Source organism: Sphingomonas sp. PEI4 (genome assembly GCF_056679955.1).
Window position 1 is genome coordinate 2,856,836 of record NZ_CM155258.1, and the last position, 23,860, is coordinate 2,880,695.

Consider the following 23,860-nt stretch of genomic DNA (forward strand, 5'->3'; position numbering starts at 1 on the left):
ATGATCCAGCTACAGGACCTCAGCCGCACCTATGCCTCGGACGAGATCGAGACGACCGCGCTCGGCGGCATCGACCTCGCCGTCGAGGCGGGCGAATTCGTCGCGATCATGGGACCGTCGGGCTGCGGCAAGTCGACGCTGCTCAACATCATCGGCACGATCGACCGGCCGACCGAGGGTCGATACCTTTTCGAGGGCGCCGACATCGCGCGCGCGCCCGAAGCCGAGCTCGCCAAGCTGCGTCGCGACCGGCTGGGCTTCGTGTTCCAGAGCTTCAACCTGATCGACGAACTGACGATCGCCGAGAACGTCGCGTTGGGGCTCGCCTATCGCACGATGCCCGCGCGCGAGAAGAAGGAGCGCGTGGCGGCAGCGATGGACCGGGTCGGCATCGCGCATCGCCAGCGGCATCACCCGCATCAATTGTCGGGCGGTCAGCAACAGCGCGCGGCGATCGCGCGGGCGATCGTCGGGGAGCCTCGGCTGATCCTCGCGGACGAGCCGACCGGCAATCTGGATACCGAGAACGGCGCGCAGGTGATGGACATCCTCGGCCAGCTCAATGCGGAAGGCGCGACGATCGTGATGGTCACGCACAGCCCGTCGCACGCCGATATCGCCAAGCGGACGGTGCATATGCTCGACGGCCGGATCCTGTCGTCGGCACGGCGGGCGGCATGATGCGCCGCTCGCTCCAGATGATCGTGCTGATGCTGCTCGTGATGGTCCTCGTCCGCCATCTCGCCGCGACCAAGCCCGGCCCCAAGCCCGTTAGCGACGCCTGAAGGAACCGCCATGTCCGCGCTCACCAGTCTCTATCGCTCGCTCGCTCACCACCGGTTGTTCGCGCTCCTCAACATCGGCGGGCTCGCGCTGGGGATCGCGACGTTCCTCGTCCTGTTCCTCTTCGTTCGGTTCGAGACCGGGTACGACCGCGTGCTGCCGCTACAGGATCGGTTGTGGGTGATCGAGGAGCGGTATGTGATGCCAGGCTATCCGGCCGACACCAGCCCGAACACGATGGGCAACGAACTCAAGATCCTGCAGGCGGACTACCCGCAACTGGTCGGCACGCGATATTCAAACACGGCCGCGACCGTGCAGCAGGGCGGGCAGGCGACGGCCGAGGATCTGGCCACGGTCGATCCGAATTTCTTTGATCTCATGCGCTTTTCCGCGGTCGAGGGCGATCCTGCGGCAACGCTTGCCGATCCGAACGGCCTGGTGGTCACGCAGAAGACCGCGCGGAAATATTTCGGAAGCCAGTCGGCGGTCGGCCGGACGCTGCAACTGTCGATCGATGGGACGACCTATCCCTACAGGGTCGGCGCGGTGCTGCGCGACATGCCCGACGACGTCACGATCAAGAGCGAGATGTTCGCGCAACTGGCACGGACGCGGTTCGGCAACGAACGGTGGGATCACTGGGGCAGCGCATCACTTACCACGCTGCTGCGGTTCCCCGATGCCGCCGCCGCGCGGGCGTTCGAGGCGCAATTGCCGGCGTTCCTCGATCGCCACGCCTATGCCGGCGGAAATTTGAAGAAAGGCGAGTATTTCCAGTCGCTGCGGCCGCTGACCGCGATGCATCTGTATAGTCCGGGTGATCGCGCGATCGTCACGACATTGGGTGCGGTCGGGCTGCTGACGTTGCTGATCGCGATCGTGAACTACGTCAATCTGGCCACTGCCCGTGCCGGGCTGCGCGCGCGCGAAGTGGCGATGCGCAAGGTGCTGGGGGGGACCCGGTGGTCGCTCGTGCGCCAGTTTCTGGGCGAGGCGCTCGCGACCGTCGCGGTGGCGGCGCTGATCGGTCTCGCGCTCGCCGAGATCGCGCTGCCGTTCATCAACGCGCTCGGCGGGACGACGCTGGCGATCCGCTACGTCGGATGGAACGGCGTGGTCCTGCCGCTGGTCCTGCTGGTCCTGAGCATCGCTTTGGTCGCGGGGCTGTATCCCGCGTTCGTGCTGTCGGGGTTCCGCCCGGCCGCGGTGCTCGCGTCGACGCGGGCGCCCGGTGGTGGGCGCAGCGGCACCCGGCTGCGCAGCGCGCTGGTCGTCGTGCAGTTCGCGATCGCGATCGCGTTCGCCATCGCGACCGGGGTCATGCTCAAGCAGACCGAGCATATCCGTGACGCCGACCTCGGTTTTCGCCGTGATGGTTTGATGATCGTGCGATCGCTGATGAATGGCGGGATCGATTCACCCCAGCGCGCCGCGATCCTGCGCAGCCTCGCGTCGGTACCGGGCGTCACCGGCGTCACGGTCGCCAACAACGCGCCGGGCGACCAGAGCACGACCAATTTCTCGGGGTACGGCCGCGCAGGAGCGTCCGGCGGCAAGATATCCTTGATGGATGTCGGTACCGGTCGCGACTATTTCCGCGTGTACGGCGCGCGTCTCGTGGCGGGCCGCCTGTTCGACGCCGCGCATGCCGACGACCGCGGCCTGTTGACGCCCGCCGAACGCAAGCGGGCAGGGCCCAACGTGGTGATCAACCGGACGGCGGTGACCGCGCTGGGCTTCGCGTCGCCGACGGCGGCATTGGGACAGGCGATCAACGACGGCGAGCGGGACTCGACGATCATCGGCGTGGTCGACGATCTGCGCTTCAGGAGCCCGCGCGACCCCGTCACGCCGGTCGCCTACACCTACAACACGGTCGACATCCTCTCGCCGTTCGCAGCGGTCCGCTATGCCGGAGCCGACGCGAAGACGATGATGGCGGCGCTCGAGGCGGCGTGGAAGCGCGTCGTGCCGGGCGTTCCGTTCGAGGCGCGCTCGGTCGAGGACAATCTGTACCAGCGCTATTACAAGGCCGATGCGCAACGCTCGCGGCTGTTCACGATCGGTGCGGTGCTAGCGATCCTGATCGGCTGCATCGGGCTCTACGGCCTGGCGGCGTTCGACACCGCGCGGCGCGTCAAGGAAATCGGTATCCGCAAGACGCTCGGCGCCTCGACCGCCGAGGTGCTGCGGCTGTTGATCGGGCAGTTCCTGCGGCCGGTGATCCTCGCCAACCTCGTCGCGTGGCCGCTCGCCTATGTCGCGATGCAGCGCTGGCTCGGCGGGTTCGACGACCGGATCTCGCTGTCGCCGATGTTCTTCGTCGGCGCCTCGCTCGCCGCGATGCTGATCGCGAGTGCCACTGTCTTCGGCCAAGCGTGGCGTGTCGCCCGCGCCGAGCCCGCGCGCGCGCTGCGCCACGAATAGGGGCCGATCGATGTTTCTGACGCTGTATCGCTCGCTCACCCGGCATCGCCTCTACGCGATCCTCAACATCGGCGGGCTCGCGCTCGGGATCGCCGTGTTCCTGGTGCTGTTCCTCTTCCTCTTCGTCCGCTTCGAGACGGGATACGACCGCGTGCTGTCGGGATGGGAGCGCGTCTGGATGATCGAGCGCACGCTCCAGTTTCCCGGCAATCCGAAGGTCGAGATTCCCTCGCTGCCGCCGATGTTGGCCCAGATGAAGGCCGACTATCCTGGCACGACGGGTGCGCGGTTGCTCCAGTACGACGTCGCGGTTCAGAACGGTACGGTCAGCGTTGCGCAAACGATGGGACAGGTCGACCCGGCCTACTTCCAGCTCTTCCCGTTTCCGTCGGTCGAAGGCGATCCGGTTGCCGCGCTCGCGCGACCCGATGGCATCGTCATAACCACCGCCGCCGCGCAGACGTATTTCGGCCACGGCTCCTCGATCGGGCGAACGCTGACCGTCCTGTTCGATGGTGCGCCCCATCTGTACCGGGTGGGAGCCGTATTGCGGCCGCTGCCGGGCAACATATCCTACGCTAGCGACCTGTTCACGCCCATTCCGGCCGATGCGACGGCACAGCGCGGCAAGGGGTTCCGGACTTTCTTGTCGTTTCCCGACGATGCCGCCGCCGCACGCGTAGCGCGCGACCTGGCGGCGTTCGTCAAACGCCACCCCGATCCTGATTTTCCGGTCGGCATGGTTGATATAGCCAAGACCGGCATCGTGCCGCTGGCCGGCGTACATCTTGCTGCGGACACCGTGGGGACAGTGGTTACCGTACTCGGCACGGTAGGCACCGTCGCGCTGCTGCTTGCGGTGATCAACTACATCAATCTCGCAACCGCGCGCGCCGCGCTACGCGCGCGTGAGATTGCGCTGCGCAAGGTCGTCGGCGCGACCCGTGGAGCACTCGTCGTGCAGTTGCTTGGCGAGGCGTTGATTGCGGTGACCTTGGCAACGCTGATCGGGTTGGCGCTCGCTGAAGTCGCGCTGCCTTTTGTGAACGCCACCGGCGGCACCACCCTGGCGATCGTCTACTGGGGATCGGACTCGATATTGGTCCCACTCGCGCTGTTGATCGTGACGGTGTCGGTTCTTGCCGGGTTCCATCCCGCCTTCGTGATTTCGCGCTTTCAACCCGCGGGCGTGCTGGCGTCGGCGCGAACGCCAGGCGGCGATCGTCCGGGCGCGCGGTTACGTAAGATGCTGGTCATTTTTCAGTTCGCGATCGCGATCGCACTGATGATCGGCACCGGAATACTCGTCGCGCAGACGCGGCACGTCCAGAACGCCGATATCGGTTTCTCGCGCCACGGTTTGATCATGGTGCCGGGATATGGTGCCGCGGCCGTTGATCGCGTGCAACGCACAGCGCTTGCCACTGCAATCCGCACCACTTCAGGGGTTGTAGCCACCACGACCAGCGGAATCGCACCCACTGGTGGCAGCTATTCGATCAGCGCCATGCACCGTGCCGGTGCGACCGACGAACCGCCGATGATCCTCCAGGCGACCGTCGGCGAGCGGTTTTTCGAAACCTATGGCGTCGCGCTGCTCGCCGGTCGCCGATTTGACCCACGCCGCTTCGCGATCGATGAGGAGCAGGACGATAAGGGCACGAAGACGCGCGACCACAATGTCATCCTCAACCGCACGGCGATCCAGCGTCTGGGCTTTGCAACCCCCGCCGCCGCCGTCGGACAGGTCATCGCACAGGGCGACCGGACGGCGCGGATCATCGGCGTCGTCGGCGACATGCGTTTCGCTACTCCGCGCGAGCCGCTGAATGCCGTCTCGTACAGCTATCGAGCGGATGGCGGCACAGCCCCGGTCCTCGTCATTCGCACCAATAGCGACGTCGCGACGATGCTGGCGCAGGTCGAATCGGTATGGCGTCGCCTCGCTCCGAATGTGCCGTCGGGCGCAATCACGGTCGACCAGAAACTGTACGATTCCTTTTATCGCCAGGACGTTCAGCGGTCGCGGCTGTTCACGACCGGCGCGGTGCTGGCGGTCGCGATCGGGTGCCTGGGGCTTTATGGCTTGGCGGCGTTCGACACCATGCGGCGGGTCCACGAGATCGGGATCCGCAAGGTGCTGGGCGCCTCTACCCGCGACGTGATGCGGCTGCTGCTGGTTCAGTTTCTCAAGCCGGTCCTCCTTGCGAACGTGATCGCGTGGCCGATCGCGTGGTTCGCGATGTCGCACTGGCTGGGCGGGTTCGACGACCGGATCAACCTGTCGCCGGTCTATTTCGTCGCCGCCAGCGCGCTCGCGCTCGTCATTGCCGCAGCGACGGTTGCCAGCCAGGCATGGCGCGTCGCCCGGGCCGAACCTGCGCGCGCGCTTCGTCAGTCCTAGGAGATGAATCAGGTATGGTTCAGGCCGGGAACGCTAACGCATGCCAAATTGTGCAACGACCGTGAGTGCTTTTGGGTCTTAGCCAGGTTCAAGTGGCCGGGTTGCTAAGGCTCAGTTCTCGACCTGCGGGAGGACGCTTCGGGAAGGAGTAGACGGGAACAGGTTTTAGGAAGCGAGCTCGACCTTGCTCGTCAGCGCGATGGGTTGCGCCGCCTGTTACCAAATGGGGAAGGCGCCATTCTTACTGCCATTCTCTCGCGAGGAGTCGATTGATCAGCGCCTCGCCGGCAACAGCGCCTTCTCGATGCGCGCGGCGACCCCCACGCTGCGCCCGGCCAGGTTGGGAACGCTGTAGTGCATTGCCGTGCCGAGAACCTGAGCCGCCTGCGATAGCGTCAAGCCGTAGTCCTCCCGCAGCCACTGGATCATGCCGGTGCTGGCGAACTTGAGTGCCTCGTCGAGCGAGCCTGCCTGCCCCAGCACCATGATCTGCGTTGGCGACTCGACGCGCGGCATGGACACCGCGCGGCCCTTGATGACATCGACCGTGACGGTCACGTCCATCGAGGTTTCGAGCGCATATTGCGTCGTCTCACCATCGCCCTGAAGCGCGTGCGCATCGCCGAAATAGAGCAATGCGCCTGGCTGCTGAACGGGCAGGTAGACTGTATTGCCCTCCACGACCTCGTTGAAATCCATATTGCCGCCGAACCGTCCGGTATCGCCGGTCGAGATCGCTGGCATCCCGAACCCGGGCGCGACCGCCAAGCCGCCGAGCATCGGCTTGACCGGCACCGAATAGCCGGCAAGTGCGCCCTCGGCCTTTTCAGGGCGGGCGCGACCGACCTCACGGTCGAGCAGCCACTTCACCGGCCTGCCCAGCTTCCCCGCTTCCGGAACCAGCGACGTGCCCAATGCGCGCCCGACCACCATATCAAGGCTGTCGGCCCAGTCGCGATTGAGCTTCAGCCGGCGGATATGCACGACCAGCGTGTCGCCGGGCTGCGCGCCCGCGATGAAAAACGGCCCGGTCTGCGGATTGCCGAACAGCGCGCGCGTATTGCCACGCTCGTCCACGCCACCGGCGTCGATCGTGGTGGTGTGGATCGTGTCACCCGGCCGCACGACGAGGACCGGGCGACGATCGGCGTTCCAGGTGTTGGAATAGTCGGTCGGGATGAAATCGATCGTGCGCGGTCCGCCGCTGCCGTCAGGTACGCGCCATCCCGAGACCGCATGCGACGCCCTAGCGGCGGGATCGTTGGTGTCCGGCATGTCGGCCGTGCCGGTAAGCTCGCTCCCCCGCAGTCGCACCGCATAGGACGATACGCGGCCCTGTCCGTCGGTGGCGGTCAATGCCATCCGGTCGCGGGTCAAGCGCCCCTCGATCCTGTCGCCATCGATGTCGCCGGTCACACCCTTGTCGCCGCGCTCCAGCGTGAGTGTCGAAAAGGCGGGATTGCCCCAAAGGTCGGTGCGGACGATCCAGGTTTCAGCGGCCGCCAAAGGCACGACCAGGATTGAAACGGAGGCAGATAGAATTAGGGCGACAAGGCGGAATGCAGACATGGTGAAGGATACTCGCAAGGATGGGCCAGCGGCTCGAGTTACCGTCCGATGCTCCCGCGAGAAAACCATCGATCGGTGAATGACGGGGCTGATCGGTGAACGACCGCCGCTTCCGTGGTAGCCTGGCGAGATGATGGCGTGTCGTATCCTTTGCCTGCTTCTGGCCCTGTGCGTCGCCCTGCCAGTCTGGGCGATGCCTGACCCGCGATGGAAGCAATGCGATCCCGGCCGGCCCTCGCTATGCCATCCCGTCGTGCCCGAGCATATGACGCTGACGATGCCGGTCACGACGCTGTCTACGGTCGTGTCCATCTCGCCGGACGAGACCAATGCGCCGCTGTCGGTCGATATCGATGCGATGGCGAGCACCGAGGTCCTCTGGAACGGATCCCTGATCGGCCGCAACGGCGTACCGGGCGCAGACCGGGCGTCGGAGACACCGGGCCTTTATACCGCCAGCATACCCGTACCTCCACGCCTCGTCCGTCCGGGTAACAACCACGTGACGATTCTCCTGTCAGCGCATCATCGCTGGTTTCCGGTCGGTCGGCCGATCCACCGGCTGAGCATAGGTACGCCGCGTGATGCCGAGGCGTACACACTGCGACATTACCTGCCTACGTTGATGACGCTCGTGGTGCCTGCGTGCGCGCTCCTCTTGCTGGGAGTCTTCCTGGTCCTCGGACGGATCGGCAGATCGGTCCTGCCCGCCATGACGATTCTAGTTCTGGTCGTCGTGCAGGGGCTGATCGAGGTCAGCAAGATCGCGATCCCCTATGCCTACCCGTGGCATCTCGCGCGCCTGACGGTACTTGCTGGGCTGACAGCAGTCGTGGGCCTGCTTCTTGTCGCGCTGACCTGCCGCGTCTTCCTGCCCTCCCGGACTCGGATGGTAAGCAGCGGCGCAGCGGTGGCGATGGCGGTTCCTTTCCTGATCCTGCCCGGCCTCGATCGTCAGGCACTGGCTGTGCTCGTTGTCGCGCTGCTTGCCATCGCGGCAGTAGTGGCACCGGCAACGATGAGGCGGGATCGCAGGGCCGCGATGCTACTCGTTGCGGCCATATTGCTCGCCATATGGGCCTGCCGCGCCGGCCCGAACTTTCTCGATACCGTCTATTACGTGACGGCTGCTGGCGCCGCCATCGCGCTCGGTATGATAGCGGTGCTGCGACCGGTTCAGGCGAACGACACTCCTGTGCCTGCCGGTGAGCCGACCGTCACCCTGCGCGATGGCGCGCGCCACCACATCATACTTCCTTCGCAGATCGTTTTTCTGAAAGCGGATGACGATTACTGTACCCTCCATCTGGCTGATGGACGGGAGATCATGGTGACGATGACGCTCAAAACCGTCTTGGCGCTTCTGCCGACCGGTTTCATGCGTATCCATCGCAGCCACGCCATCAATGTACGACATATGTCTGGCACCCAGCCTGGGCCGGGTGGTCGCGCAGTGAGACTCTCCAGCGGAGCAACCTTGCCAGTCGGGCGCACTTATGCGGCCAATTTACGCGCATTTATCGAGGATAGCTCAGTCGAGGCAATTTCCAATTTTTGATCTTTTGGGAAAACGGCGTCGCGGCGGCCGCACTATCGACCGCCTAGCTCGCTGAAGCAGCCGGCCGACTGCCATCGCCGACGCCAGTCACGGCAGGTAGATACGAAGGCCCTATAGACGGCCTTTGCCAATCAAATGCTTTACCCCCTTCCGGGCCATAACCGGCACCTCGATCACTTTCTCGGGGCTATCGCTGCCACCGTCGATCCAGTCTGTTTCGGTTTAACGTAGCGGTCCAGCCAGTCCGTCATCTGCCACAACGTTTCCTCGGTCGATTCCAGCGCGCGATAGCCGTGCGGCTCGTTGGGCAGGACGACGTAGCGTACCGTCGCGCCATTGCCCTTCAGCGCCGCGTACATGCGCTCGGACTGGATCGGGAAAGTGCCGCTATTGTCGTCCGCGCCGCCATGGATCAGCAGGATCGGTGCCTTTATCCGGTCGGCGTAGGTGAACGGGCTCATTTCCGTATAGGTCGGCGTCGCCTGCCAATAGGTGCGTTGTTCGGCCTGGAAGCCGAACGGCGTCAGCGTGCGGTTGTAGGCGCCCGACCGCGCGATGCCGGCGCGGAACAGATCGGTATGCGCGAGCAGATTGGCGGTCATGAACGCGCCGTAGCTGTGCCCGCCAACCGCCATGCGGCTGCGGTCGCCGACACCCAGTTTGACCACCGCGTCGACTGCGGCCTGCGCATCCTGCTGCAACTGTTTGACGTAGGTGTCGTTGGCTTCCACGCCGCCTTCGCCGATGATCGGCATCGACGGGTTGTCGAGGATCGCATAGCCTTGCGTGAGCAGGAACAAGTGGCTGATACCGCGTGGGCGGACGAACCGGTTGCCCTGGTCGACCGTCTGCCCGGCGACCTTCGCGTCGGTGAACTCCGCCGGATACGCCCATAGCAACGTCGGCAGTGGCCCGTCGCGTTTCGCGTCATACCCGGCGGGCAGATACAGCGAGCCCGACAGCGGCAGTCCGTCGGCGCGGGGATAGGTGATCGTGCGCTGCGTGACGCCGGCAAAGAGCGGGGCGGGATCGGCGAAGGCGGTGACGGCCTTGGCGCTGCCGCCCTTTACGCCGCGGATCATGTAATTGGGCGCAAGCTTCGCGCTCTCGCGCCGCGTCAGGATGCGCTGGCCGCGCTCGTCAAGCAATGCGACGACCGTTTCGTAATAGGGCGCCTTGGCCGTCCACAGCCGCGTCTGTTCGCCGCCGGCGACTGGCATGGTCGCCAGGAAGGGGAACGCCCCCGCCTTGGTTGCGCCGTCGCCGGTGACGTACACGCCGTCATGCGCTGGCGTGAAGCGCATCACCGGCTTGCCGGCGGCGTTGTCTTCGACCATCGGTTCGCCGGGATCGCCATATTGATCCTGATAGTTGAGCGTCGATACCATCCGCGTCTGGCCCGGTCGCGATGGCGCAACGGCCAGACGATGCTCGGTGCGCGTGCGCCATTCGCGGTCGATCACCATCGCAAAGCCATCATCGCCCCAAAGGGTTTCTGCATAGCGGGCCGGGGTCTGGGCGAGTTCGACCGGCGCCGCATCGAACGGCGCGGCTTGCATCATCACCTTGTCGTGGAACGCAATTTTTGCGCGCGGATTGCCGCCGTCGAGTGCCTCGGCCCAGACGAGCGTCGCTGGCGCATCGGACCGCCACATCGCCTCGCGTGGACCCTTGACGGTGGCGTCGAAATCGACCGGCAAATCGTCGGCGAGCGGGCGATCGACCAGTGTCTTCACCGGTTGGCCGCCGATCGTCGACACGGCGATCTCGGTCGGGAAGAAACTGGCGGGCAGCAGATAGGAATAAGGCCGCTTGAGCCGCTCAGTCAGCAGGTAGCGACCGTCCGGGGAGACGCTGAAATCGGTGATCAGACCCAGCGTTCCAATCGGCTGCGCAGCGCCTGTGAGATCGATCCGGACCAACTGCCCGGTGAAGTAATGATCGAAGAGCGCTTCGTCATGCGCATCGCCGAGTAGATCCTCATAGGTCCGCGCCGCCGAGGTGCGGCCGGCGCTTTCCTGGATCACCGGGCCGGCCGGGGTGCTGCTCGCGACGGGCGCCGCGCCGCGACCGGTGGGCACGGTATTGGCGACCAGCGCCTTGCTATCCGGCATCCAGGCGAAGGGCGTGCCGAACGTGCCGTTCAGCCCTTGAGCGACGGCGCGGGCGCTGCCGTCGCGCTCGGCGATCCACAGCGACAGGCCGTCGGTTCCTTGCACGTAGAAGGCGAGGCGGGTGCCGTCGGGCGACCAATCGGGCGCGGCGAAGCGCAAGCCGGCGGGTAGCTTGACCGCGACGGTCTGCCCGGAGCCCACGTCCTTGAAGCTGAGCGCGTTCAGCCATTGCACGCGGACCTCGGCCTGACCGTTGGTGGCGGGATCGATGCGGTAGCCGCCCAGCCGCAGGATCGGTTTCGACAGATTGGCGATCGACGGCAAATTCTCGCGCCCCAGGATGGCGAGCGTGCGGTGATCGGGACTGACGGCGACGCCGGGGGTGGGCGGTGTCTCCAGCGCCTTGGCGATCGCATCGGGCGCGCGATGATAGGCGCTGCCGCCGGGCGCCTGAGCGAAGGCGGTGGTGGTGAGGAGCAGGGCAATCAGGCAGGCACCGGCGCGCATTCGAATTCCTTTGTCTCTATCGTCAGGTCGTCTGGTGCGAGGGTTCATGAGGCGTTGACAATAAGTCGAAAGGCCGGAGCTTACGTGAGTTTCGTCGTGGGGCAAGTTGTCGATCAGAGCCTTGGGATCTCTTCAGCCCCAACATGAACGAGCGTCGAAAGTCGAGAAGGCTGCCCGTCCTCCCAGCGTCGGCATTTCGGCGACCGCAGATGCGGCCGCCGATGGCGGCTTGACTGGCTGGTCTTGTATTTTCACCCCACGGCCAGCATTTCATTCCCAGTTCGGTGCCTAGGCTGTTCTTCCACTAATTTAGGATCCCGTGGCCGAACCCATGCGCTCCGGGCGTTGCCATTGAGGGACCAGCGATGGATGAGTTTGCACGCATGATGAGTATGGAGGGTGTGCGTCCTCTCGATCACGCAAAGGAAAATTCTCGCCGTCTCGTTAAACAGCGATCTCCAGTCCCCAGCCAAGCCTTAGTAACACCGCCGGAATTGGGGCCGGGTGGCTACGCATGGGTTACAGGAACTCGTGCGCGCACAGCGCTTGAGACGGCGCTCGAGCGCCTTGCCAACGAGATCCGAAATGGACGGCGTGGCTGGGCAACCGGCATTCTTCAGGATGGCAGGACGGTCACATTGCCTGCTTCGTCAGGAGCGGCATCGCTGCTTGGCACCGCAGATCGCCAATCGCTGCGCCTTATGATTGTCGGCGGCGACGGCTGGACCTTCGTGATGCATCCGATGATGGGGGTTGCTACGCTCGATGACGATCCTGCTCAATCCGAATGAACCGGCGTCCGGAGATGGCATGTGGGTGGAGCTGCCCGAACGACCGCAGCTGAGTCTGAGCGATTGCTTGCTGTTTCTGCAATCGGCTTGGCTATCGCCTCGCCGATATCAATCACTTGCAGATATCAGCGCACCGATTGATGTCTTCGAATACGGCTTGGTCGCGACCGGGACTTGACGGTGCTCGATGGGGAAATCGATCGTGTCGCCATAACCGGACGCAAAAATAAAGCGGACGCCGAGCTGGCGCAAGCGTTCGGCGATCGGCCAACTCGTCTCGGTGCCAAGGTTGATGTCGAGAAGCGCGAAGCCCGGTGTTTCCGATTCCAACAGGCGCAAAGCCTCCTCCACGCTGCTGGCCACGAGTACGCTTTCGGCGCCCAGGTCGATCAACAGCTGTTCCGCCTCGAGGGCAATGATCATGTTGTCCTCAACCAGCAGCGCGACGCCCGCGATCCAGGATTGCGCGATCTTCTCCCGTAGGCTGATGGGTAGGGCAGGTGGCGTGTCGTCGCCCTCCCGGATGAGGGTTGCCGGTACGACGAAACGCGCGCGCAGCCCGGTTGGCGCGTAGTCGAGGCTCGCTTCCCCGCCGAGTTCGTGCGGGATTGACCGCTCGATGATCGTCGATCCGAAACCGCGCCGCGTCGGCGCTGCGACTTCGTTGCCGCCAGTTTCGGTCCAGCGGAGGACAAGATCTCCTTCTGGCAGAAGATCCCAGGTAATCGCGACATTGCCCTTTGCACAGGCAAGTGCGCCGTGCTTGGCAGCGTTGGTCATGAGTTCGTGAATGACGAGTGCGACAGTCGAAAAGGCTTGCGGCTGCAGCAGCGTCGGAGGCCCGGTAAAGGAAATCCGTGTGGCATCGTCGCCGAGAAAGGCGCCCGCCTCGGTCGCGATCAGCGCGGCGAGCGAGCCTGGCCCCCAGTTCTTGGCGGTAATCTGGTCGTGTGCCCGCGCCAACGCATGGATGCGGTCGCCCAGTATTGAGGCGAAGGTATCGACGTCCTGCGCGCTCAACCGGCTTTGCGCCACCAGGCCACGGATCAGCCCAAGGATGTTGCGCACGCGGTGGTTGAGTTCCGCTATCAGCAATTCCTGCTTCTGCGTCGTCGCCCGACCCTCCGTTGCCGACATGCCCGCGTTTTGCAGCACGATCTCGAGCAGTGTGACGCGCATCATCTCCGCGGCGGCGAGCTCGGCCGTCGTCCAGATCGTCGACTTGCCGCGAACGATCTCGCGCCATGCGGTGAAGCTCTTGCGTGGAGAGAGACGCGGTCCGTCCGGACCTACTTCGTGCAGTTTGTCAGGGCGGCCGGCCCAGGTGACGGCATGCGCCGTCTCGTGCCGGAAGAAGACCAGATAATCCTGTGTCAGGCGCGAGAGGGGAAGGACGAGGAGCCCGGCCGCCCGGTCGACGAAATCTTGGGCCGGCGGATACACCCGCCCTAGCTCCGCGGTGGCAAATATCCGGTCAGCAGCGCGGTCTTCCAGGAAAGGGCGTAAGCTCGTGCATTCCGAGACGGTGGGGGTATCGCCTTTCAAGGTCACCACCCCATCGACATAGATCGCGAACCCGTCACACGGGATGAGGTCGGCGACATCGGCAGCGAGATGCGCGACGGTACGCTTCGCCGCCCCTCGCTCGACCACCGTTGCAATCAACTGCCGGCGAAGATCGCGAGCGTGCATTTCATATGATTCGATCTCGGCTCGCTCGCGCTTTTCGATGAGCAGCGACAGGACTTCGCCAAAGAGTTCGGCGGTAGTCCGCTGCTCGAACCCGACGTGGCGCCGGCCGCGGTGGTGACACGAGATCAGTCCCCATAGCGAGCCGTCGCGCACCAGCGACACCGTCATCGTCGCGCCCACGCCCATGTTCTGAAGGAATTCGATGTGCATCGCGGAATGCGTACGCAGCGTGCTCATGGACAGGTCGATGGGGCCCGCTGCAGATCCATCCAAAGCAATGAGCGGACTGGGCTGGGCATCTACCTCGACGAGGATTCGGACCGGATTGCGCACCAATAATGCGCGCGCCTGTTTTGGAATATCACCGGCCGGATAGCGCAGGCCCAGGAATGGCTCGAGCCCGTTGCGTGCGCGTTCTGCCACCACTTCGCCCGATCCGTCAGGATGGAACCGATAGATCATCACCCGGTCGAAGCCGGTAAGTGCTTGCATGAGTCGTGCAGCTTCGGGAAGGAAATCGGCCTGTCCCTTGATGCGCGCGAGCATCGAGCGGACCATCGCCCCGGCGTTCAGATCACTTGGCGTAGCGCTTGGTTCGGCCTCGACGATGATCAGGTCCTGCGATCGGTGGATCGCGAGATCATAGTATCGACCGTCGTCCAGAAGCTGGACGCCAAAGCTTCGCTCGACACCGTCCGGGCCGATCAAGATCGACAGCCGGTTGCGGATAGCGTGGACGGCCTCGCTCCGGATGACGTCCTGCAATCGCGCACCGAGCACTGCATTCAGGGGCAGGCAGAGAAAATGATCAATGTTCGCGGATACGTGCGAAATCGTCCAGTCGCCTGAAATCGCAAGCAGAAATCCAAATGACTGGATCAAATTGATGTGCTGGATTTGCTCTCGATCGCAACTGGTGAGATCAGCTGCGGACGCCGTGGGAGGTGCAAAATCGAGATTGGGCACGTAATCTCCTCAAACACCAATATTCGAGGAAAGCGCTGCATCGGCGAACAGCACCAACGTACTGCACTACAAAGGTAAAGCACGCTATTTTAATCGACGGTAATATTTAAAATCGAGGGGCTACCCGAAGGGGGATGCGGCTACCTGCAATGCGGTGATAGCGACCGGCCAATGTCGCTAACCGGAAGCTGTCTGGGTTTAGATAAACCGGTAAAACCAGGCTCGTCTTCTCAAGGTACACTCAAGGTGAACCTGCCGATCGACTGACGGGAGCCCAAAGTCGCGCTGCCTCCGGTGATGGCGCATAAAGCTGAACGAACGTCCGATGTCTGCGTGGGCTTCGGACCAATTGAGCGTCTGCTATTGGGTCGCGGCTGCCGCCGGCTTGCGAAGAGCGGCTCGTGTTTTGTCAGCTCAGCGCTGAGCGATTGCAATCAGCGCAGTTGATGGGATCGGCAGGATCGTGCGCTCGCCCGCCATATTGTGTACCTCGGTAACCACCGCTGCCTTCTCCGCATCGCTCAAGCTCGTCCAGTCGGGGGACATCCCAAATAGCGTGTCAGGTTCAGCGAGCGCGGCGACATCAAGCGTGTAATCGTGGGTGACGTACTCGATTCGCGGGCACTGGTAGCCAGCCGCTACCAGTTCGCGCGCGAAATCCGCTGGCTCGCTGAGCGCCTGCACCGCCTCGGGCATTGTCATGCCCTCACGTTCGGGGAATAGCTTGCGACGGATCTGCCCCAGCAGCAGGAACGTCGCGGCACCGCGGTCCTGCCAGGTCGCAACCACGCCATATCCGCCAAGGCGCGTCACCCGGGCCATTTCGGCGAGCCCTTTTCGCCAATCGGGGAACATGATGACCCCGAAGATGGAAAAGACAGCATCGAAACTACCGTCGTCTAGGTCCAGCGCCTGTCCGTCCATCACGCGGGCGTCGACATTGGGCGCGTTCGCTGCCGCAATGCGTGCGACCATGCCGGGCGAAAAGTCGGTAGCGAGCACCTGTGCACCGCTTCGCGCCGCGCTCAACGCCAGCGCGCCAGTGCCGGCCGCGACATCGAGAACGCGGCTATGGGGCGTCAGCGAGACCCGCGCGAGCGCTGCTTCTGCAAAGCGAACGGTGAAGGGATGGGCAGTCTTCTCGTAATGCTGAGCGGCCGTGTCCCAATGATCACGCTTGGCGAACTCAGACATCTTGAACCTCCACGAATCACGTAACTTCATAAGTATCGTGATACGACATGCTTGCCAATCCCCTCCGACGTGCGAAGGATTATGCCGTGCGCACCGATAGCCGCCTTTCGCGAATGCTCCACGTGCTGCTCCACATGGCACGGCATGATAGCCCCATGACCTCCGACGTCATCGCGGGAATGCTGGATACGAACCCTGTTGTGGTTCGCCGCACGATGGCTGGCTTGCGCGACGCGGGATACGTGCGATCCGAAAAGGGGCATGGCGGCGGCTGGGTGATTGCGGCGGACCTGGAGCGGGTATCGTTGCTCGATGTACACCGCGCGGTCGGCGGGCCTCGGCTATTCGCAATTGGCAACGAGCATCCGAATGCCGACTGTGCGGTCGAGCAGGTCGTCAACGCAGCGGTGGAGGATGCCCTTCGAGAAGCGGAGGCGTTGCTCGTCGCGCGGCTTGGGGCGGTCAGCCTCGCTGAACTGGCGCGCGGCTTCGACGCGCAGTGTGCCCCGCGCTCTTAGGGTGCTACTCGCAAAGCGAAGTTCCTCCGGCCCAGTGTCAGCGTCGTGCTAATCCAGAGTGTATTCCGAACCTGAACCAGTGTCTGCTTTCGGGGTAGCGGGAAAGCGCCCTGGATGTCGACTATGGGTCTTCCCGCGAGCTATCCTCGTAGCGGTATCAGGCTGACAAACTGGTAAATAACCATACGAAGCGAGCGCTTACGTGCTTCGCTTCGGTTTCCGGGGCCTGGGTATCGGCAGCGCCGCCGCTGTGACGCGCAGCAGGTCGCCACGCCACTCGGCATCGTCACACCGAACGGGCTCGATTAGCATGTGCCGCCTGGCCTCTGGATAGGGCGGCGTCTCCGACACCGGCTCGACATGGAGGCGATCCGGTGCCGTCCGCTTCACGCAGAGCTGATCGTCGCAGATCGAGCCGATCATATTGCCGTCGACGAAGACGCCATACTTACCAAGCATCGACTTGGCAGACACCGCGCCGGCGCACGTCGCCTGTTCGAGCAAGTAGCCGATGTGCGTTGCTGCGTTGCCATACCATCGCCCCTAACAGACGAGCGCTCGCCATGGGCACTGATCCGAATATCGCCTGCGGCGCCGACCGCAATGAAAGAGCGGCCAGTCACGGGAGGCTGGCAGGTTAACCTGATCGTCCGCAAATGATGCTGTTGTCGGCTATGCGTACGCACCCGCGTCAGTGTCGGCTCGATCGATCGGTACTTCCCAACGAGGAGCGGCCGGCGGTCAGTCCATAGTAGCACGGAAAGCCCATTCCCGAAGACTGTGGCTGGCCCCCGACCACGTCACAAAGTCATGCGTTGCTGCGGGCCCGATCAAGGAACTTCGCCATGCCCTCGTTCGCCGCCCGAGCTAGGTCGCCTTCCAGCGCGTTGAAGCCATGATTGCCGCCCGGATACACGGCAAGCTCAGACGGATTGCCGGCCGCCTGCCAGCGCATGTGCATGAACAAACTGTCGTCCAGCAGCGGATCGATCGTGCCGACGGTGACGAATGCCGGCGGCAGGTTGCTCAAATCGGCATACAGTGCAGACACTGCGGGATTGCGCACGTCGGCGGTGCCCCCGTATGCGATCGCATAGCTTGGCATGTTGACGTGGTCGATAAAGGGCGTGCCGCTGGACGCGCGAGCGCTCGGGGTCAGCGACAGGTCGAACCAGCCGAACAGGAGATTGGCCGCGCCGAACGCTCCGCCCCGTCCCATGTCGCGCAGGCGCACCAGCGTCGAGACCGCGAGATTCGCACCGGCGGACTCGCCCCCGATTGCTAGCCAGGAAACGCCGAACTCGGTCTCGGCGTGGTCGATAAGCCACAGCGCCGCGGCAACGCAGTCATTGACTCCGGCGGGGAAGGGATCTTCCGGAGCCAGGCGGTACTCCACGGAGACCGAGGCCATCCCCGCGTCACGCCCGAACATTTCGAGAAGTCCGTCCCAGGTATCGTTGCTGCCGACGGTGAAGCCGCCCCCGTGGATATGCAGATAGACGCCGCGCGGGTTCTCGGGCGCGAGGATGCGTAGCTTCACCGGTCCGGCAGGCCCGGCGATCTCCAGCGTGCGCGCGCGCGGCGATTGCGGGAACGGCGGCAAGCCGGTTTCCCCCTTCGAATAGGGGGCCCGCGCGGCAGGAAAATCTTTCGGGGGAGTGAGCGATGCGAGAGTCGTCGCCAACCGGGCGTTGACGGCCTGCGTCTCATCCGAGATCGCGTCCGGCCGGAACAGTTCGTGAAGGGAATTGGAGCCGGCGCTATAGGTGGGGGTGGTCATGTCCGTCCTTGCTCATATATATAACAACGAGCATGGTGATAAACGATTCGGCGGTCAATTACAACAATGAGCATTGTGGAAATAAAGAGAGGGCGCGGTCGCCCCCCTGCCTTCGACCGGAACGTGGTTCTCGACGCGGCGATGCAGGTGTTTTGGGCTGCGGGCTATGAGGCGGCATCCATTCCGATGCTGACCGAGGCCATGGGCATATCGGCGCAGAGCCTCTACGCCGCCTTCGGCTCGAAGGAGGCGCTCTATCGAGAGGCGCTGGAGCGGTATCGCGTGACGATCGGCGGGTTCGGGGCGCGTGCGCTGGAGGAGGAGGCCGATGCGCTGGCGGCGGTCGAACGCCTCCTTCGCGATGCGGCAACCGTCTTTGCGCGCACCGTCGGCACACCGGGCTGCATGATCGCCACGCCCACCACCAGCGCGACGGAGAGGGAGCTGACAAACCTTGGCCGCGACTTGCGCGCCGACAGCATCGCGAGCGTCGAGCAGCGCCTCGAACGCGGCATCGCCGAGGGGCAGGTGCGCGCCGATGTGGATTGCGCTGCCTGGGCCCGCTATGTGGGGACAGTCGTGCAAGGGATGTCGGTGCAGGCGAGAGATGGAGCGTCGGCCGAAGCGCTGCTGATGACTGCCGACATCGCCGTGCAGTCGCTGGCCGTGCTGCGATAACGTAGAGGTGTAACCATGTCCCGTCCCCCCTTTCCGCCCTTCACCGCCGAAACAGCGGCGCAGAAAGCCCGCATGGCCGAGGACGCCTGGAACGGCCGCGACCCGGAGAAGGTGTCGCTCGCCTACACGTCGGACAGCGTATGGCGGAACCGGGACGTTTTCCTGACCGGACGGGAGGCGATCGTCGCGTTTCTCACGCGCAAATGGGCGAAGGAACTGGACTATCGCCTCATCAAGGAGATGTGGGCGCACGAGGGCAATCGGATCGCGGTGCGATTCGCCTATGAATGGCGCGACGACAGCGGCAACTGGTTCCGCTCCTACGGCAATGAGAATTGGGCGTTCGACGAAGCCGGTCTGATGGCGCGTCGCATAGCCTCGATCAACGATCGCCCGATCGCGGAAGGGGAGCGCAAATTCCATTGGCCGCTTGGCCGACGTCCGGACGATCACCCCTCGCTCAGCGATCTTGACCTCTGAGCAGAAGGCAAATCCTTACCGCATAGGCATCGACGTCAACTGACCCACTTTAGACGGGCATTCTGGATTAGGGCTTGTTCCGTGCCGCGCCGCCGCATGCCGCTCCCGTTAAAAACGCGCGCAACTGGCTGATCAGGCGCTCTTTGTGGCCGTCCGGTCCGGCGACCAGATAATAGGTTGAATCGCCGCGGTCGACCTCGGTTGGATGTGGCAGCATCAGACTGCGCTGCTCGAGCTCGGTCTCTACGAGGACCCTCTGTGCGAGCGCGACACCATTTCCCTCGATTGCCGCCTGATAGGCCAGGGCGGAGCTTTCAAGCTCGCGCTTTCGCAGCAGTCGCCCATAATCCACCCCGGCGGTGTCGCACCACAAGTGCCAGTCGTCCGGGCGCGCACGCGACACCAATATGGTCTGTTCGGCGAGCCACGCGACATCGGCTGGCCTGCTCGGTCGGATGAGCGCCGGGCTACAAACCGGCACGAGCACGTTGGAGACGAGCCGTGTGGATCGATATTGCGGCCAGTTGCCGTCCCCCAGCCGGATCGCCGCGTCGAAATCGCCGAGATCGCTCCATTCCGAATCCATGCTGAGGCGCACATCGATCTCCGGATGCGCGAGCTGGAACTGGGTGAGACGCGGGATGAGCCAGCGCGTTGCGAAGGTAGTGTGCGACCGGAGCCGCAGCACCGAGCGACCGGCATTGCCGTGCAGGATTGCGCTGGCCTGGCGCAGCCCTTCGAAGTGGGCGGTGACGCGCTCGAAATAGGCGGCGCCGGACGCGGTGAGCGCCAGCCCCCGGCCGTGTCGCACGAAGAGGGGGACGCCGAAATGCTCCTCCAACTGGCGTAGCTGATGACTCACCGCCCCGGCCGTGACCAGCATCTCTTCGGCAGCCGTCTTCACGCTGCCGACCCGGGCGACACATTCGAATGCCGACAAAGCATTCAATGGAGGCAAATCGCGCACGCAACATTCCTCAACTGTTGAGCAAGATTACTCCGTTGTTCCGATCCGACCAAGGCCGCAGATAAGCGTGATCGGCGAACGCCTTCCCCCCGAACGGCGGTCGGGACCCTAAGACCCGACGATATCCCGTCGCGGAGCAAAGGAAACATCATGATCAAGGTCACAAATCCGGCCGACGGCTCTGTCGTCGGCGAAGCACCCGAATATAGCACAGCGGAGGTCAAGGCCGCGATCGACCGCACGTGCGACGCGTTCCCGGCATGGTCCCGGCGTCTCGCCAAGGAGCGTGGCGACCTGTTGCGCCGCTGGTTCGAACTGGTGCGCGCCGACAGGCGCCTCTTCGCCGAGATCATGGTCCAGGAAAACGGCAAATGCCTGTCCGAAGCGCTGGGCGAGGTCGATTACGGCCTCGGCTTCATCGAATGGTATGCCGAAGAGGCCAAGCGCGTTTACGGCGACACCATCCCGACCCACGCGCTCGGCGCGCAGGTGCTCGTCACCAAGGAGCCGGTCGGCCCCACGGCCGCAATCACGCCGTGGAACTTCCCGTTCATGATGATCACCCGCAAGATCGCCACCGCGCTGGCGGCGGGCTGCACGATGATCATCAAGCCATCGGAAGAGACGCCACTCACCGCCTACAAGCTGCTCGACTATGCCCGCAAAGCCGGCATTCCCGAGGGCGTTTTCGAAATGGTGACCGGCGATTCCAAGGCGATCGGCGAAGCGTTCACCGGCGATCCGCGTATCCAGAAGATTTCCTTCACCGGATCGACCAACGTGGGCAAGCTGCTCGCGCGGAACAGCGCCGACACGCTCAAGAAGATGACGCTCGAACTGGGCGGCAACGCGCCGTTCCTGGTCTTCGATGACGTCGATCTGGACGTGGCCGTTCAGGGGCTCGTTTCCGCCAAGCTGCGCAATTCGGGTCAGGTCTGCATCTCGCCGAACCGCGTCTATGTCCAAGCCGGCATCCACGATGCGTTCGTGGAGAAGCTAAAGGAGGCGGTCGCCAAGATCCGCGTCGACCAGGGCATGCAGGACGAATTCGTCGTTGGCCCGCTCATCAACCAGTCGGGGCTTAACAAGGTCGCGGCGCTCGTCGCCGATGCGGCCGACAAGGGCGCGCGGGTCGTTCTGGGTGGGCAGCCGGCACCGCAGGGCGGCCTGTTCTATCTGCCGACGATCCTCACCGGCGTCACCGACGGGATGCAGGTCGCCTCGACCGAAATCTTCGGGCCGGTGTTCGCCATTTACCGCTTCGAAACCGAGGACGAGGTCGTCACGCGCGCCAACCACAGTGAATATGGCCTCGTCGCCTATGCCTATACCCGCGAGATCGGTCGCGCCTTCCGCCTTTCGCGCAATATCGAGGCGGGGATGGTGATCCTCAATTCGGGTTCAGTCGGCACGGCGTCGGTGCCATTCGGCGGCATCAAGCAGTCGGGTTATGGCCGCGAGGGCAGTTATTACGGCATCGAGGAATATGTGAACGTCAAGTACGTGCTCATGGCCGGCCTCGACATCTGAGCCACGAGGCGGAAGCGACGCTTACGCCGCTTCCGCCTCGACCGGCGCCCAAGAGCGACTGCGATTGTTGCCGCGCTGCTGTCGCCTCGAGCGGCCGCCCGCAGGCGACGAAGGATGCACATGGCGCTTGTTGTCGAACTTGTTTGTCCAAACCGGGAACTGCGTACCGGCATAGATCGTCGCACCCAGGAAAAGCGAACGAAGGCGCCATCCGTGGTGGCAGCTGAGCTGCAAGCGACGCCGTCTGTGAGTTCCAGATACAGTTCGCACGGCTCCCAAGTCTCTGCATCTGGGCAGGCCTCGCCCCACGCCGGCCCGCTCGATCAGCGGGTGACTGTCGACATCTGGCGCAAGCAATATCGTCACGGCAACGAGGCTACTCCGTTCGAGACATTCGCGCGCGTCGTCGACGGTGTATACCCTCAGGATACCAGCCATGCCGCCGCCGGGCTCGATGCGCTGGGAGCGCGCGACTGGGTGCGGGGCGGGGGCATCCTCGCCAGCGCGGACATCGGCAAGCGGGTCATCAGGGTTAACTGCTTTGTGAGCCCGATCATCCAGGCTTCGATGGACAGCAAGCCCGATCTGCCGGGCGTTGGCATCATGCCGGCGCTCAACGTCGCTACCTTCACCCCCGCAGCAGGGCGGCGGCATCGGCAGGGATTTCGGCTCCTTCCGCCCGATGGCGCGGCGGTGATCGGTCGCATCCTGCGCCAGCGTTCGGCGCCGCAGCAGGAATAGTATGCCGGGGTAGCATCCGACCCCGGCAAGACCTGCCCGAGCTGCAAGCGCGATACCGCGCACAAGATCGAGGGATGCCCCACATGCTATCAATGCGGCTACAGCAAGTGTGACGGGGCTGATCCAGAGCCGATGCTCCGGGGAAGGCTGAAGACTTCCCCGGCTTCTTAAGGGCGTTCCACAAGGTGATCCCACTTTCCGCTGGGATGACGGTCTGTGCAAATATCAGCTAGCATTGCACCGCGTGGTTCGATGCGCTGACGAAAGTTTACGAGATGCCCGTTCCGACGACGACACGTGCAAAAACACAACCGGTGAAGCTTAGGTCGTGGACGCGCGTCCGGTTCTCATGCGTGTCAGGAACGCATCGGCGACGAAGGTAAATTTGGACGGATCGTGAAAGGCCCTAGCCATCACCATGGCGCCGTAGATCGTCGTTTGAAAAAACTGCGAGGACCGCTCGGGATCGAGCTCCAACGTGATCGTGCCCTGTTCGACGCCCAACGTCATCACGCGCTTCAACCATTGGTTGAGGTCATTGAAATGGCCGTGCACCGCGTCGGCCACGGCAGGCGGAAGGCCGGGCATCTCGACCGCCAGTACGCCGGCGAGACAGAAAGACGCCGTCTGATCCTCGATGCAGCGTTTCCAATACTCGACATAGGCGTCGAGCTCGGCGAGAGCATCCGAAGTCTCGCCGTCAAGCGCTTCGATCTGCTCCTTGATCGCCAAACGCTGTTGCTCGACCACGGCCACCACCAGATCCACCTTCGATGGAAAATGATGGTGGATGCTGGAGTTCCGGATGCCGAGGCGCTTGGACAGATCGGCATAGCTGAAGCCATTATAACCGACATCCGCGATGAGCTGCCTGGTCTCCTGGATCAATTTGCTGGCGGTATTGCTCTCGGTCAACGCAACTTCCTTCTGGTAGGTCGGCGACATAACGCTGCCGACCCGACCGGGCAAGAAGGACTGCGCCTCCCACGGATGTGGGCGGAAGCGCCGCCGGGATCGCTGGATCCGTTGCTCACGCGCGTTCGGCAGCAGCAATGCCGGTGCCTTGGTCCCAAGTGAGGTTCCAGGGGATGTGCTCGGCCGCCCAGGGCAGGGCGGCAGCGCACATAAACGGGGTGCAGGGCATCCCAGCGGTGGGAG

18 protein-coding genes are annotated in these 23,860 nt (G+C 64.0%); 10 read left to right on the top strand and 8 right to left on the bottom strand.

All coding sequences use genetic code 11. The annotated features are described in order from the left end of the window. The 3 genes from AC1MLZ_RS13285 (at position 1) to AC1MLZ_RS13295 (ending at position 5,617) form a co-directional block, all read left to right on the top strand. Positions 1-681: an ABC transporter ATP-binding protein gene (locus tag AC1MLZ_RS13285; RefSeq protein WP_480958882.1), complete on the top strand. Its 681-nt coding sequence runs from the start codon at positions 1-3 to the stop codon at positions 679-681. Positions 682-795: 114 nt separating this feature from the next. Further along, positions 796-3,213: an ABC transporter permease gene (locus AC1MLZ_RS13290; RefSeq protein WP_480958883.1), complete on the top strand. Its 2,418-nt coding sequence runs from the start codon at positions 796-798 to the stop codon at positions 3,211-3,213. Positions 3,214-3,223: 10 nt separating this feature from the next. Further along, positions 3,224-5,617, top strand: coding sequence for an ABC transporter permease (locus AC1MLZ_RS13295; RefSeq protein ID WP_480958884.1), 2,394 nt, complete (start codon positions 3,224-3,226; stop codon positions 5,615-5,617). Between the two features lie 273 nt (positions 5,618-5,890). Here the strand turns inward: AC1MLZ_RS13295 and AC1MLZ_RS13300 are convergent, their stop codons facing one another. Beyond that, the gene (locus AC1MLZ_RS13300) at positions 5,891-7,129 is read right to left on the bottom strand and encodes an acetamidase/formamidase family protein (protein ID WP_480961554.1); all 1,239 of its coding nucleotides are present in this window, start codon (positions 7,127-7,129) and stop codon (positions 5,891-5,893) included. A 322-nt stretch (positions 7,130-7,451) separates the two neighbouring features. Here AC1MLZ_RS13300 and AC1MLZ_RS13305 point away from each other — a divergent pair, with 322 nt between their 5' ends. After that, positions 7,452-8,744, top strand: a complete 1,293-nt coding sequence (locus AC1MLZ_RS13305; RefSeq protein ID WP_480958885.1) for a LytR/AlgR family response regulator transcription factor — start codon at positions 7,452-7,454, stop codon at positions 8,742-8,744. Positions 8,745-8,917: 173 nt separating this feature from the next. Here the strand turns inward: AC1MLZ_RS13305 and AC1MLZ_RS13310 are convergent, their stop codons facing one another. Then, positions 8,918-11,365 (bottom strand): alpha/beta hydrolase family protein, encoded by a 2,448-nt coding sequence (locus AC1MLZ_RS13310; RefSeq protein WP_480958886.1) that lies wholly within the window; start codon positions 11,363-11,365, stop codon positions 8,918-8,920. A 365-nt stretch (positions 11,366-11,730) separates the two neighbouring features. On the opposite strand from AC1MLZ_RS13310, the gene AC1MLZ_RS13315 reads away from it, so the two are divergent. Then, positions 11,731-12,156, top strand: coding sequence for a hypothetical protein (locus AC1MLZ_RS13315; protein ID WP_480958887.1), 426 nt, complete (start codon positions 11,731-11,733; stop codon positions 12,154-12,156). A gap of 108 nt (positions 12,157-12,264) precedes the next feature. Here AC1MLZ_RS13315 and AC1MLZ_RS13320 read toward each other — a convergent pair whose 3' ends face one another. Next, positions 12,265-14,730, bottom strand: coding sequence for an HWE histidine kinase domain-containing protein (locus AC1MLZ_RS13320; protein ID WP_480958888.1), 2,466 nt, complete (start codon positions 14,728-14,730; stop codon positions 12,265-12,267). A gap of 498 nt (positions 14,731-15,228) precedes the next feature. Continuing rightward, the gene (locus tag AC1MLZ_RS13325) at positions 15,229-16,008 is read right to left on the bottom strand and encodes a class I SAM-dependent methyltransferase (RefSeq protein ID WP_480958889.1); all 780 of its coding nucleotides are present in this window, start codon (positions 16,006-16,008) and stop codon (positions 15,229-15,231) included. Between the two features lie 86 nt (positions 16,009-16,094). Between AC1MLZ_RS13325 and AC1MLZ_RS13330 the strand changes: the two genes are divergently transcribed. After that, positions 16,095-16,526, top strand: coding sequence for an Rrf2 family transcriptional regulator (locus AC1MLZ_RS13330; RefSeq protein WP_480958890.1), 432 nt, complete (start codon positions 16,095-16,097; stop codon positions 16,524-16,526). 198 nt (positions 16,527-16,724) lie between these two features. Here AC1MLZ_RS13330 and AC1MLZ_RS13335 read toward each other — a convergent pair whose 3' ends face one another. Then, entirely contained in the window at positions 16,725-17,030 is a 306-nt protein-coding gene (locus tag AC1MLZ_RS13335) for a TfoX/Sxy family protein (RefSeq protein WP_480958891.1), read from the bottom strand. 304 nt (positions 17,031-17,334) lie between these two features. Further along, positions 17,335-18,306 carry an alpha/beta hydrolase gene (locus tag AC1MLZ_RS13340; RefSeq protein ID WP_480958892.1) on the bottom strand — a complete coding sequence of 324 codons (972 nt, stop codon included), beginning with the start codon at positions 18,304-18,306 and terminating at the stop codon, positions 17,335-17,337. A gap of 123 nt (positions 18,307-18,429) precedes the next feature. Here AC1MLZ_RS13340 and AC1MLZ_RS13345 point away from each other — a divergent pair, with 123 nt between their 5' ends. Beyond that, positions 18,430-18,984 carry a TetR/AcrR family transcriptional regulator gene (locus tag AC1MLZ_RS13345; RefSeq protein ID WP_480958893.1) on the top strand — a complete coding sequence of 185 codons (555 nt, stop codon included), beginning with the start codon at positions 18,430-18,432 and terminating at the stop codon, positions 18,982-18,984. A gap of 15 nt (positions 18,985-18,999) precedes the next feature. Next, positions 19,000-19,464 carry a nuclear transport factor 2 family protein gene (locus AC1MLZ_RS13350; RefSeq protein ID WP_480958894.1) on the top strand — a complete coding sequence of 155 codons (465 nt, stop codon included), beginning with the start codon at positions 19,000-19,002 and terminating at the stop codon, positions 19,462-19,464. Positions 19,465-19,531: 67 nt separating this feature from the next. Here the strand turns inward: AC1MLZ_RS13350 and AC1MLZ_RS13355 are convergent, their stop codons facing one another. Continuing rightward, a complete protein-coding gene (locus AC1MLZ_RS13355; protein ID WP_480958895.1) occupies positions 19,532-20,431 on the bottom strand; it encodes a LysR substrate-binding domain-containing protein in 900 nt (299 codons plus the stop codon). 150 nt (positions 20,432-20,581) lie between these two features. Between AC1MLZ_RS13355 and AC1MLZ_RS13360 the strand changes: the two genes are divergently transcribed. After that, positions 20,582-21,961: an NAD-dependent succinate-semialdehyde dehydrogenase gene (locus AC1MLZ_RS13360; RefSeq protein ID WP_480958896.1), complete on the top strand. Its 1,380-nt coding sequence runs from the start codon at positions 20,582-20,584 to the stop codon at positions 21,959-21,961. Between the two features lie 120 nt (positions 21,962-22,081). After that, positions 22,082-22,702, top strand: coding sequence for a hypothetical protein (locus AC1MLZ_RS13365; RefSeq protein ID WP_480958897.1), 621 nt, complete (start codon positions 22,082-22,084; stop codon positions 22,700-22,702). A 321-nt stretch (positions 22,703-23,023) separates the two neighbouring features. On the opposite strand, the gene AC1MLZ_RS13370 is transcribed toward AC1MLZ_RS13365, so the two are convergent. After that, positions 23,024-23,755 carry a TetR/AcrR family transcriptional regulator gene (locus AC1MLZ_RS13370; RefSeq protein WP_480958898.1) on the bottom strand — a complete coding sequence of 244 codons (732 nt, stop codon included), beginning with the start codon at positions 23,753-23,755 and terminating at the stop codon, positions 23,024-23,026. Positions 23,756-23,860: the final 105 nt, after the last annotated feature.